The organism is Prochlorococcus sp. MIT 1327 (genome assembly GCF_047304785.1).
GTDB classification, from domain to species: Bacteria; Cyanobacteriota; Cyanobacteriia; order PCC-6307; family Cyanobiaceae; genus Prochlorococcus; species Prochlorococcus marinus_D.
Genome location: NZ_CP138972.1, coordinates 2447874 through 2462445, shown reverse-complemented (window position 1 = coordinate 2462445; position 14572 = coordinate 2447874). Strand labels below are relative to the sequence as shown.

General features: G+C 42.0%; 3 protein-coding genes. 1 reads left to right on the top strand and 2 read right to left on the bottom strand.

From position 1 onward, the window contains the following. Positions 1-63 precede the first annotated feature (63 nt). Positions 64-411 carry a hypothetical protein gene (locus SIB80_RS12195; protein WP_074160133.1) on the top strand — a complete coding sequence of 116 codons (348 nt, stop codon included), beginning with the start codon at positions 64-66 and terminating at the stop codon, positions 409-411. A gap of 127 nt (positions 412-538) precedes the next feature. On the opposite strand, the gene SIB80_RS12190 is transcribed toward SIB80_RS12195, so the two are convergent. Both SIB80_RS12190 and SIB80_RS12185 read right to left on the bottom strand, forming a co-directional pair. Further along, entirely contained in the window at positions 539-14176 is a 13638-nt protein-coding gene (locus SIB80_RS12190) for a clostripain-related cysteine peptidase (protein ID WP_063419453.1), read from the bottom strand. Next, positions 14173-14415 carry a hypothetical protein gene (locus tag SIB80_RS12185; protein ID WP_063419454.1) on the bottom strand — a complete coding sequence of 81 codons (243 nt, stop codon included), beginning with the start codon at positions 14413-14415 and terminating at the stop codon, positions 14173-14175. Before SIB80_RS12185 ends, SIB80_RS12190 begins: the two co-directional genes overlap by 4 nt. Positions 14416-14572: the final 157 nt, after the last annotated feature.

The window sequence follows — 14572 nt, the reverse complement described above, 5'->3', positions numbered from 1 at the left end:
TGGGTTGGCGACGCTATCACTGTTGGCGCTGTCATAGCTAACAAGGTTTTCGCCAACACCAAGTTGGTTATCAACATTCGCTTGGCCAGCATTGATGCTGGCCTGATCGACTTGTTCGTTGCTGTGATTGAGGCTGCTCATCGCCGCAAGCCTCGCCAGCGGCTTAGAGCTTGCCCTTGCCCTGGTTCCTCTGGCCGCAACGCTGGCAGCTTGATCTGCAGGCAGGCTGATCCATCAAGGGGCCCGCTCAGCTCCCTGGCCAAAAGATCAGTGTTGGCGGGGGGTAGCACCTTACAAGCGGTTGATCGGCATAATTTCAATCCTATTTCTAGGGGAAAACGCTTATCTCAGGCAATCCCCTGCCAGAAGACTGATCGCTTCACAGCCGTGATGTCGTTGAGTGTGAGTTAGCAGAAGAGCTGGCTAAAAGGCTTGCAATAGCTTGCTTTTAAGCCTTTAAGCGTTTGCTTTTTAGCCTTTGCCTTTTGTCTTTTAGCCTTGCCTCTGCCTGGCAGCCTTGTTGTTGGCTTTGAGGCCGTTAACCGGTGAGCGGATCTTGGAATTCAGTGCCAGCAATGTCGTTATCGCTGCTGTCGCTATTGCCATCAGCGCCGATCACACCCACAGCTGTTGGGTTTTCCAGTGATTCAACGAAATCATTACCCGCTTCTACGGCGTTTTGATCCTTAAACGCTTGGTTATCCCAGGCGGCATCGCCTGTTGTTCCCTGACTATCCAATTGCTCCCAAGAAATTTGATCAGAACCGGTAAAGCTTGATTGTGTTCCATTGGCGCCATTGATTGGTTGTTGATGCAGGCTTTGGCCCCAATCGGCATCCAAGACAGCTAAATCTTCCATCGAGATCTGGCCATCAAAGTTGGCATCCACTCCTCGCGCCACACTGGCATCAACAAAGCCATCGCTATTGGCATCCACTGCATCGGGATCCTCACTGGCTTGTTGTTGTCTTGCAGCACCAGCATTGAGATAAGCCAGATCTTTCATTGAGACCCGGCCGTCGTAATTCAAATCGCCTTGGAAGGTAATCAGGTTTTTAGAGCCCTTTTGGTTGCTAAACAGATCTGATCCATCAGCTTTCAAGCTGGCAATGCCTAAGCCGAGATCAACAACATTGCCTGCAGCACCTGTGATCTTGATCGCTGCATGCAACTGGCCTGATTCTTGCGCGGTGGAGTCGAATGCACCTGTGTCTGAACGAAAGCTGCCGCTGTTGAGGCTGTTGCGCGTGACCTGATCACCGTTTGCGCCGATGCCTTGGTAGGCAAAATAACTTTTCTCTTCTAATAGCTCTGCATTGCTGTTGGTGATGCCAGTGACTTGGATGTTTTGCGCCTCGATATTGCCAAGATTGGTCCAGGTGCTTGTTGTTGAGATGGTGTCACCTGAGCGAAGCAAATTTGTTTGTTTTGAGTTATAAGATCCAATATCAAGATCACTACTTAAGATCAAGCCATCGCCTTGTTCTTCTAGATTGATTGTTGCCTCATAGAGGGTGACTTTGGTTCCATCAACAGCTAAATCACCGCCGAGATCACGCAGGCTCTTAATATCGCGATTCACAAAACCAGTTTCATCTTCTAAAGCTGTAGAGAAGACAGTCTCATCTTGATTGGCACTCAAGCCAAAGAACAGTGGTGTGCTGAGATCATCAATGCTGCCATCTGAATTTTGATTGAGTTCGGCAAGATTGAGTTCATTGAAATTCAGGTCGATCGATGCCAAAACAGCGCCATCCGCGCCGATGCTCGCGCCGGCACCAGACTGATCAACTCCATAGAGTTTTCCTGGATCTAGATCTCCAAGACTTGCAGCAGCAATACGGATGGTTCCCACATCATTATCGATGCGTACCGCATTGGCGATGGGCAGCTGCCCGCCAATCGTGATATCAGATGCCTTGATCTCATTAAACAGATAAGGATCAAAATTGATCGTGATATCGGCTGTTTCTAAGTTATATCCAGCTGCAAGACTCTTGGCTGTGATATCCAACTGATAGATATCACTGAGATCAACAGAATCGCCGAGAACGGCTAATTGCTTTCTTGCTTCGGCTTGTTCTGCTTCTGTTCCTTCTTTTAAATGCAGGCTATAGCCAAGTTCGACATCAAGATCTAATTCATCAAAATCTCCTCTTGCTTTATTCTCTGCCCAGCTACTGGCTATGTCGGGGTTGGTTCTTACATCTGCTGTCTGGTCTTCTACGTTGTCATCATTAACGGGTTCTTCTCCATCATCATTAACAGAAGAAGCCTCTGCTTCTCCAGGAGTAAACAAGAGCGAGAAGGTTGAACTTGCACCTGGCAGGGCTAATGCTGATTGCTCCGAGGATTCTTGTGGCTTTAATTGCCTGAACTTCAGTGTATATTCTTCTCCTGAACCCGAAGTTAAATAGTCAAGGCTATTGCTGCCTGTTCCAGTAACAGTGCTAATAACATTGTTGTTAGAATCAAGGATCGCGGCTTCATATTCTGCGCCGTCAGCAACATTCACTTCGACATTCATGTTTTGCTGGATACCCGACAACGCTGATGTTTCTATGTTGTAGTAAAGCCATTCGCCATCTTCTGTTGCCGATGAAGGAGAGGTTGTGCCAAGCTCAAGTGTAGGAGCAGAAATCACACCTAATTTGGCCGCTTTGTTTTCTAGGTTGTTGTAATTAAATGATGGAGTTGGATCATTCGGCAGGTTGAATTTTAATGAGGCATTCGGTATTGGTAATCCATTATTTTTAATCTCTAATAAATACTCGGCAACTTCCAGGCCAGCCAAATTAAGCGTATGAGCATCTGATTCAGGCAGTTCAAGTGCACTTTGATCATCTGTGCTGTAGAGATTAAGTTGAAGATCCTTCAAATCATCAACAGTTTCTAAGCTGAAGAGCTTGATCGCGGTTTCTGCTTCTCCAGTATTAACAAGCGTAAATTTAAAGTATTTAGACAGACCTTCGTCGATTGCCAAGCTGTCGATATCAATATCATTGCCACTGAGACGGCCTAAATGAAAAGCTCCGGAAGCTACGGTATTTTTAGCAGACCAATCATTAACTGGTGTATCAAGCCATTCTGTTGGAATTGCACCAGTTTGGGCTTTTAAAAATTGATCCCACTGAGTATCTTGAATAAATTTTGAATGCTTATCAATGTATGTGAGGTTATTTTCTTGTCCGCCCTGCGGATAGAAAATGGAAATGCCCCGACTTCCTCGGTAATCAAAACTTTTGTTGATAACAGCCGCTTCTACAGCCAAGAAAACTTCTCGGGCAGCATCTCGAACAGTTTGATCCAACTTAGAGGATCTGTATACACCATCCATAAAGGAACCGAGGTCAGCTGTATAATTACCTGGTTGTGGCCCGCTTATGTCATATTCAGCGGCAAATGCTCTGGCTACTTCGATACGGTTGCGATCAATAAGACGTAAGTCTTTTGTTGTATCAACAAAAGCAGATATCTTTGCGGCCAATACATCCAAGTCATCAGTATTAATCGCAGACAATGTATTTTTACGATATCCGGCCTTGTAATCCTCAACAATGGACGAGGCTAATTGTTGAGGTCCAATCTGATACGGATTGTCAACCAGAGAGAGAGCATGGGTGGCATATCTTCCACTTCCAACTCCAGAGATAGCTTCACTGCCGATGGTTACCTGGGCAGAATCCTTTAACTCATAGGCTAATTCTAAGGTGCCTGTAAGGCAACCATCCATTCTCAATATTTCAAGATCAATCGATTCCTCTTGTTTGAGTTTCTCAAGAGATTCTGCAACTTCCTCAACATAGAGATGATCTCCAGCCTCATTATCAGAAATAATGGATTGAAGGCCACTGGAATGGCCATGAATCACTAAGGCCTGATTTTCTGCTGGGGCTTGTTGATTAGCCCATTTAATAAAATCAGTTAATGTTTTAGGGTCACCCATACTCTTTTCATCTAATACTTCAAAATCAGATGAAATCCAATCTTGATGGCCATCGCCGCGCAGCAGGGAGCGGCCAACAGTATTCCATTTAATTGGCTCTCCAGAGCCTGTTGCAGAATTATCATCCAAGTCAACCCAATTAGGTTGATCCCACATCACTGCAAAATTAACATCATCGGATAATTCGAAATTGTTGATCTGGCCTTCTAAATAATTAATCGTCTGATGAATATCAATATCTATATAAGCAGGAAAGTAATACAAGAACTGCCACGCATCCTTGCGATCTGGATCCATAGGCAAATGATATTTAATTTGATAATTATTTTTAGCCTTATTATTAGTATTGGAGTCAGGATTATCTACATCAGGGCCCTCTAAATCAGTACCACTAACTTTAATTGAATACTTGCCTGCAGCAACATCCTCTAGAGATAAGAACGATCCTTTAGAATTTTGTGTTGAAGAAGCGATCAGTTGCTGGCTATCGCGGTCGATCAAATCAAATTGCAATACACCATCGTTTTGGATGTAATCGAGCTTAATGAAATCTGTTTCAATCCCGTCATGCTTGGTTTCAAAGCCTATGTAGTCAACATCATTATTGTCATGAATGGATAATTGTTGTTGGTAGCGAGTGCCTGTAAAGGCACCTAGATCAAAGATTGTCTCTGGGCTGTTATTAATTTCGTAAGGATCAGCAGTTATTGTCTTTATAGGTAGATTAAAGGTTAAATCATAGTCAGCTGAATTATAGTATTGAGACCTGGCTTCAGCTCTAAGGAAATAGTCGCCAACAGGGAGATTATGGAGCGAAATCACCTCGTTATCTGAATTACTAAAAGAACCGTCTATATAAAATGGATAAGGAGAGTTCGCTTCGCGTGTATTTTCGCCGTTCTTGTAGCCATGCTCTGTTTCTATGGCTTGTAAAAACTCCTTATTATTTTGATCATATAGGTATAGATCCAAATCCATATCCCATTGATCAAACTCTGCCTTGATATAGTGATGCTCGTTTCCTGAGTCACGCATCGAGAACTGATAAATATCTCTATCACTTAGGTCATGGATTGCTGTATGAGTCAGTTGCTGCTTGCCTACAAATTTGCCGGAATCTATTAATTGATCGAGCTCAAAATTGTAATCATCAAAATTGAACGGATCAGGATCCTGCCATGAATTAAAACTATCATTTGAATGTTGGTCATCATAAACATCGCCAAGTGGCTCAATATTGATATCATCATTCCATGGATATCGTCTTTCGCTTTCAAAATATTGTCCTTTTCTGCCAGTAAGAAAAGCAAATCTATATGGAGTTACGTCTTTAACTCCATCAGCCCATCTATGATCGTAGCTGCTAACTCTGAAATAATATGTGCCAGGTTGTGCAAGTGGCGTTTTCCTGCCTGCTGAGATAAATTCCTGGCCGTTACCAGAACCCTCTACATTCTGATCTCGAGTCCTCTCCCAATGAGGAGAATATATGGGGTTTAATGTTTGATCATCGGGATTTAATCGAAAAGCCTCTAGTCTTAAGCGGCCATCACCCGAGTTGTAATCTAGATAAGCGCCTACACTCTTATCAGCGTTTATTGGATCAGTAATTGTATACTTGTACCAATCTTCTCGATTGTCAGGGCTGAGAGTTTCATAGACATCCTTGAATTGATGGTTATATATACCTGTTGGCATGTATCCATAGAACGATTTGAAAACTGATTTGATTCGATTCAATTCTTCTCCGTTACGCGTAGCCTCAGGTTCGTAGGCAAGATCATCTTTGTGTTGTTGTAGTGCTCGTTCTATCTCTTCTTGGGTTGTTGAATTATTTAAATTAGCCTCTTGCAAGAGATTTTTAGTTGGCAAATCATAATGAAGGGAATAGTTGTTGTTTTGCCCTCTTCCTATAATCTTGATGATGTAGTCATCAGCAGGCAGATTCAATAAGTCGATACGTTCGCTATTGCCAAAACCGTGTGAATAATCAATGATTTCATCGCCCTCTGAACTCAATAATTCAAGATCAATATTTCCTAGTTGGTCCCAAAAATCAACTTGTATGTAATCCTCTTCTTCTTCAAGCCAATGAGGGCGAGATTTAAATACTGTAGAGAACTTATAATAATCAGTGAAATTGTCTTCAGCAAAAGACAAATTCTTAAGCTCGCCTTGGCTATTGCGTAATGCTGAAGAGGTTAATGCGATTGAATTAGTATCATATACTTGCCCCAATTCAGTATTGGGTTCGTATTCATGATGGCGAATCTGATCAACGAATGAGCCTGTAATCGCGACTGCATTTTCTATGCTGCTATTTTGATAATAAGGCTGAGAGTTAAGATGGTCTGAACTTGTAATCAATTCAAAATCATAGTTCGTAGGCATTCCTGAAACCCTTGCCTGATAGGTTCCTGCTGATAAGCCTTCAAGGGAAATCCACTCATCGTCAGTTGGTTGAGCATAAGCAACAGAATCTGCTGTCTTGATCACTTGTTGGTTATCTTTTTGTACTAGCTCGAGTTTGAGATCTCCATCTTGACGATCGAACCTGATTCCTATGCCTTGATCTGTAGAGCCATCTCCAGTAAGCGTAAACTCGCGATTATCGATATCATTTAAAATTATAGCCTGATCTTCTAATCGAAGGATACCATCAACTACGCCTAAATCTACGTTTCTATTTTCATCTTCAAGAGTTTCATATAAGTCATCAGCGTAAAGATGATAATCTTCAGCTATGTTGTTTGCAATTATAGAATAAGCAATCGGATTTGATCCGAAATCACCTTGATCTTCATCGTAAACAACACTAATAATGTGCTCTCCTGCCGAGTAGCCAGCAAGATTTAGTTGATCACTACCGCCAGCAAATTGAAGTTTGTTTTGTGTTGATTCATGTTCAGTAACGATTTCTATTGATTGAGATGCAACTCCATCTCGCGGCAAAATAAACTTGTAATAGTCTTTATCGCGTGCATAATGGATCGTTGAGTCTTCATAAATAGTTTGATTAGATGATTGATCAAGCGTTACAGCATTCTCAGCTGTGTCAAAAACATCGCGTTGATCATTTTTATCTCCTTGAATTGGATTTGGTGGCCCATTAAATTCGAGAGAATAGTCTCCTCTCGGGCCTTGCCCTACTTGTAAAATATACTCTCCAGGCCCTAATGGTTTCCCTAATCTCCCCCCCTTATAATTTCCACTTCCGTCAAGAACAATGCTGGCACTTCCATCCGCGCCTTCTTCAACAGCACCGCGCTCCGTAGTTCCTCTGAAACGCCAATATGAATTAAGCCCGTGGTTAATGGGATTATACCAATTAGGGCGTTCATATTCACCATAATTTATGAGTGTTGGAGAATGACTTCCATTTCTATCCCAAACTCCCTGCTCTCGAGTAGGAGTAATATCATTAGAACTTAATTGTATTTTGGGTGTATTACGACCATCAAGAGAATTGATTGTAATATTATCATCAATATCTGGCCAATGATTGAGAGTTAAAGAATAAGTATCAAACGATCCTTTATTGTAAAACCAACCAGGATCCGTTGCACCCCCAATTACTTCGCGTTCTTTATTGTAAAACCAACTCGGATCCTTGTCAGCAGCCCCATTGACTTCGACGGCTTGATTCCAGCGGTCGTCGGCTGCTGTTGATTCCCATTGAACTTTGGCTGAATTCCAGCGGTATTTTGATTCCGATTCAGGATCAGGTGGTATATAAAATCTCAGATCTTCTTCATGCTGGATTTCCAGAGTTAGGTCATCAACTATTACAGGCGATCCATCTTCATGTTCATGTATTAGGCCCAGCGGGGTTATTGCTTGAGTCGCTTGCGGATCAACAGGAGAAGGCACATAAGGTCTACCATCATATAAAACATCATTATGTTCAAACCTATCGGCAGGAAGTGGATCAGCATATATGTTCTGGATATTAACTGTATAGTCTCCAAAATCCTTATCGCCTTCAATGACTCTTTGAGCTTGATTTGGTTGTATTTTTAAATAGTATTCTCCAGGATCTAAATTTTCTTCTACGAGATAGTTAAGATAGTTTATCTCTTTTTCAGACCTATAGTTATCATAGCGAAAACCTTCTGCTAAGACCTGTTTGTCAGCATTGAGCAGGAAAGTATCTACATTGTTTCTATTTTCATATGTTTTATCGGGCCGGGCAACAAAAATTGTTGTTTTTTCTGTATTGTCTTCAATCGAAAATTTGTACCAATCGTCATCTAGCTTGTGATTCAAACTGCCAGTGGTTGAATCCTGAACTCCTTGGTATATATCACCTGCATTGAAGGCTTCTGTTGCCGTTTCAAACGTATCGTTGCCTACTAGCCCTTCATGGCTATCACCATAGCGCATTCCAGTCGTTGGATCAATCGTTATACCAATCCTTGGATCATCCTGATCTAGGTTAATACTAATAGCGTATGAATCAAGATTTTCATCGGAAGTATTATATAAATGATTTCCAAAACTATCACTTCTAACGACTAATCCATACTCACCCGCTGGCATTCCATGCCAGGTGCCAGTGCTTTCGTCGCGCCATCCAGGAAAAGGTTGTTGTATTCTTTCTGAAAAGTCTGATGTCCATATTTCAGGAGTCCCAACGACTTCGTCACTGCTTGAATCAACAATATCAATCGAATGCCACCTCGATGCATCGTTGACTAAATTGAACGTAAAAACATCAACATCATGCTTCCATTCGTGATCAAGTGCATTCTGCACTTGAGCATCGCGGGGATGCAGATCCAATGGCTTACCTGTAGGGTTAAATGGCCCATTATTGAAATACACATGCGAGCTGAACCCACCACTACCCCAGAGCCCATTATCTGGTGGTTTATGGGTTAAGGCTAATTCTTCACCATCAAATGTTAGATCCGTAATGAATCCACTAACAAGATCGCCTAACGGAGTTGCTGTTTCTGGCGTGTCGTTTCTATTATCGCCTTCAAACCTATCTTTATCGGGGAAGAAAGTCTCAGGAGGCAATGGCCCTGCTGGAAGGCTAAATTCGATTTCATAACGCTCTCTATTTTCTATACCTGTAAATCGGTCCGTATAAAAACGAGACAAATCTCCTGCTATTTCAAGATAATAGTCTTTGCCTGCCTTAAGTTGTTGATATTCCTCTGGCCACCAAGAATCTGGCGTTATACTTTCTGTGGGTCCAACAGAGCGTATAGGGGCTACAAAAGGTAGGTGATAGTTATTCCCGTCTTCGTCAACACTAAGGTGGCCTCGGGCATAAGGGCTTACTACTTCTGTACCAGGTCCAAATTCAATCCCATCTTCGTCGAATATCCTGATACTTATATCAGCCCCATCTGTAACAGATGCTGTTATTTCTGTAATATCGTTTCTAAACTGGCTAATGTTAAAAGCTCTATCCGCACTCGATTTATAAGAATAATCTCCGATTGCATGTCCGCCATACGGGCGGCTGTAATTGTTTCCAAGAACCCCGTATGACAGCTCATCTGTACTGTATGAGACATCTCCATTATTGTTTGTAGTATCACTAACTTGAAACTTATAATAATCAATATCTTCTGCTGAATGTAATGTTAGATTTGAAAGCTTGAAGCCATCTGAGATCACTCCAAGGTCTACAGCATTTTCTAATTTCTGATTACCTAAGTTATTGCTATCGTATACATCAGCTCCAAATATCTCTTGGGTATATTCCTTTATATTTGAATGTTCGCCAATGCCAATCGAATATTTCGTGGGAACATCTGATTTGAGCTCGACTACATAATCGCCTGCGGCAAGCCCATCCAGCGGAATGATAGTTCTTGAATCAATTTCGATCTGGCCATAACTTCCCGACCCCGTTGACTTGGCATATTCTGCTGCTTTTATGAATGTTGTTCCATCAGCTTCAAGTAGGTTGACTTCTTGACCTTTAAGGCCGGCTAAATCTGTAAAAACAAAATCCTGAGCCGTTCCTTCTGCCAATAAACTAAATTTATATTTATCAATATCGTTTGCATTGTCTATTGTTTTTCCTGTAACAACTCGATTTCCAGTCCCACCCATTGTTCTATCATTTTCTGTTATTATTAAATCAATAATCGACTCCACATTGTTTTGATCTTCTTTGTCTTTTTTGAGATTTACTTCTAAATCACTATAACTTGTCTGGGCTTCAATTGTATATGAATTGGTCGCACCATCGACTCCAGAAACTCTGATGACACCATATGATGGTGCACGAGAAGGATCGCTTGAGTTGTTGTTGAGGATTAGCTCAGAATCATCGTCAAGGCCGGTTAACTGAAGCCCAATTTCACTGTACTCATCCGCGGACTGTTGCGGCAATGAAAGATGGGTGTCAGCGTAATAGCGCTGACTGTCTATACCCTGCGATATCCATGGTTGACTTGAATGGGGCCGGATACCACCTTCAATTACATTTAAGGGGCCAGAGCCACGATTAAATTTAACTTCTAATCGATCAACATTGAGCGCGCGATCATCAGGGTGTTTGTAAATATAATAATCAACATCATCTGATGTATTGATTGAAAATTGGCCTAATGTGGATTGCCCAGGCTTTAGTTCTCCTAAATATACTGCATCTTTTAATGTATCATTTCCAGATCCATAGATTGCATCAACATCCCATCTTAGGCTTGGGTTGTCATGGGGATTATCAGGGCCAACATGGCCGACTTGCAACAGCCTATCGTAGCTTTCATACCATTCAGGGCTATCTTTGCTTGCTGTTGGCTTAAAGCTAAGATCATAAAATCCAGCCTCATTATTTGGGCTTGATACAACCAGATCATATGAACCTTGCGGCAAGTTAGCTAGGCTAATCGATTCTATCCAATCAGATTCCGCAACAGGAAACGATTTTGGAATGATATATTCACTTCCATTCCATTTACTTAAGAAATAAGGGTCTGATTCTGAGGTGTAAATAGGCTGATCGCGATCAGCTTGATGTAGCGCTAATTGAAGGTCAGCTTGGCTATGGTCAAATTCTAGAACAACTTCGTTTACCTTTGTATCTTGATCAATTGAGAATCTATAGCGATCAACATCAGTGGCATCATTAATTGCTTTTGATAAAAGTATTGTGTTTTCATCGACACTGCCAAGCTGTAGGGCATGAGAAGATCCTTCTTCATCTGCCTGATCTATCGTAAGTGGCGGCGGTGCATCAAAATGCAAGCCATAAATACCATCTATTTTATCCGCATTTGTTGAATGGTTGATTTCAAGTAGATACTTACCTGCTGTTATGCCATCTAATTCCAATTTAGTTGCGAAGTCTCCACTGGTTCTTGGGAGACCATTCAATCCATATTCAAAGACGCTTGCTACGGAGTTGCCTTGAATATCTGACAACTCCATTGACAAATAATTCTCATCAATAAAATCATCTCTAATTAAATTAATCGAATGCTCTGCAGTCGCATCCGTTTCGAAGGTCAACAAGTACTTATCAGGTTTATCTTGGTAAAGCGTTAAATAAGGATTCGTCCCTGCGAATCCATAGCTTTGTTCACCCGTTACCTTGCCAAGATCATGCTTATATGATCTGCCAACGATCAGTTGATCAAATGGATCCGCCTTTACATTGTTACCAATAACGAAGGGGATGCCTTTTTCACCACTAACGTTCTCCCTATTGTTTGCTTCATATATTGCTTGATCGCTCTGATAATTAATATCACCTACAACAAGATAATATTGCTTGCCATTCTCCATTTTATCGATTGGATTCTCCCCACCATTCCAACCAGATCCTGATTCATATTCGCTCTCATTCTCAACCATCAAGCCTTCGCTATCATAATAAGTTTTAGATACCAGAGATTGTGAGTATGGCTCTATATTCCCGCTATCTTGGCCTGTATATGTGAAAGAATAGACTTTGCGCTCGTTCGCTTCTAGATAACCTGTTGACCTCCACTCTGTTAACGGCTCAACAGTTCCTTGGGTAATTGCATGATCAATTTCGTTTGAAACGTTTGTATTTGCAATTGATCCGATATTGTTTCCCGTAATCGATTGCAATTGCTCTTGGCTAGCTTGCGGTTGTGTATAGCCTGCCTGAAGAGTTTGCCCCGTTTCTATATTGGTATCAGTTTTAAGGTAAACGACATTATCAACGATTCGATAACTCTTGAGTGCAACATCTTCTCCATTGACATTCACATTAAATGCATCTAGAGGAGTATCATTAAAGCGACTTAATGATTGATCAAAGTAGAGAGCAACCTCTTGATAACTATCGGCTCCTCCATTGAGATCATTCCCTGTCCAGGTGCGTGGAATCGCTAATGCATGTGTTAATTGTGCTGTTGATTCTTTTGTTGTACCAGTATTGAACTTTAATGCTGATTGGTTTTCAAGTGCAGCGCTATTTCTGGTTCCATCAAGAATAACTCCTTTGCCATAGCCGATCGTATAGGCTGCATTTTCTCTTAGTGGAGAAGAGGGGTTAACGACGATGAGATTATTCTTTATTGTAACTTGATCAGGGTCATTGATATCAATCTCGATTGTATCGCCATTGTCATTAGAAATTATGAGATTACCTGACCCGGCAAAAACTTGATCATCAAAACTAAATTCAATCCTACTCTTTGGATCTACATCATTGCTCTTGTTATTTGTACTTGCAACATATAATAGAGGAGGTGTTGCGTCAGCACTTATTTCTAATTCGTAGTAGGCATTCCAGGGCCTATGATCTCGTTCCCAGGAGACTTGTGCATAATATGTTCCGGCTTCTAGATTCTGCTCTGTTGTGGTTATCTTTTCACCGCTCAATAAGTTACCATCGCTATCCAAAAGCTCAAAAACAGCAGCGCCTTGTGTTGGGGTTGGCCGGTCACTGTTGGAGCCATTGGTGTAAATCTCTTCGTTTTTAATTGCAATCGTATAATTTCTATCTTCTTCTACTATCAATTTTACCCAGTCTACATCGCTAGAATTGGAAAAATTACTGGCCAGTTTGTTATTGGGATCATCAACTGAATGAACATATTCAATCACTGCAGCGGTTGTATTATTGGCCTCAGGATCTATTCCTTCGGTTGAAAAATTCCATTCTGTTGGATCTTGAATGCCAGCATAATAGTTGCCGGATATATCTTTAATGGCTGTCTCGTCGATCAGTACAAAGTAACTCTCATTTGGCTTGAGTTCTTCTCCAACCTTGAATCTTACATCTGTTGTAAAATTGTAATAATCTCCATCAGTGATTTCTATTGATAATTGTTCAGCATCGCTCACGTCTATTTGTCTTACGTCATCAGAGCCATTGCTTAGCGTGATATATCCACTGCCTCTTTCTACTGCCTCATTAAATTCAATGGGCATCCATTCCAATGAAGTATCAACGTATTGTGCATTGTTTGATAGATTGTAATCTGGTTGCCAAACTGGCGAATCTTCATCATTCCGTTCTTCTATCTTGAATGATAATGTAGTGCCATCATCTAGCCCTTGCCAGTAATTACCTGCTTGATCTTTAATTGCATCATCACTAAATGTAAGTTGATATTCAGTGCCTGGTTCGAAATTGATTGATTGGAAATCTACTCTTTGATCATCAACAAAGCGGCTGGGAGCCCAAGGTAATTCAATTTTTATCCTCCCTAAGCTATTAGAGACTTCGATCCCTGGTGTTGTATAAACATAATCTGGCCATGGCCCTGATGGATTAGTGGAATAAAATGCAATCTCATTGTTATATCCATTATTATCTGTAAGAGTTATCGAGCCATTTTCCCCTAGCTCAATTGGTTCGTCGAAATAAAACCCAAGCGTTCCAACTTTATCGGTAGTTGGATAATCAAATGTCAGTGGCCCATCGCCCCACCGCGCTCCACTCATTGGATCCAGTAGGTATTTAAGTTGAGGTTGAGTGGTGTCTACAGGGTCTGCAACTGTTGCGGCAACGACAGAATTTGCTGATAGACCTGCTGTGATTGGAGTTATTAATGCTGCAGCGCTAACAGGAGGGCTCAAGCTGAGAACTGGATCATGGTTGCTGCTACGAATGCTGGTTTGGCTGCCATTGCCAGACAGATTGCTGTCTTCGCTATTGGCAGCAGACGTGTTAGCAGGTCTGGCATTGCTGTTATTTGTTGCTTCTCCATCAGCCGCTAAGGGCTGTTGGCCTGCATTGATGTTGGCCTGATCGTCTTGTTCGTTGCTGTGATCGAGGCTGCTCATCGCCGCAAGCCTCGCCAGCGGCTTAGAGCTTGACCATGACTTTGGCCATGCCCTTGCTCATTTCCTTGCCCTTGCTCATTCCCTTGCCTTTGGCCTTGCCCTTGCTCATTCCTATGCCCTTGCCTTTGCTCTGCTTCTACCCCACCCACAGCCAGCAGCTTGAACTGCAGGCAGGCTGATCCATCAAGGAGCCCGCTCTGCTCCCTGGCCAATAGATCAGTGTTGGCGTGGGGTAGCACCTTACAAGCGGTTGATCGGCACAATTTCAACCCTAGTTCTAGGGGAAAACGCTTATCTCAGGCAATCACCTGCCAGAAGACTTATCGATTCACTGCCGTGATGTCGTTGAGTGTGAGTTAGCAGAAGAGCTGGCTCAAAGGCTTGCGAGAACTTTCT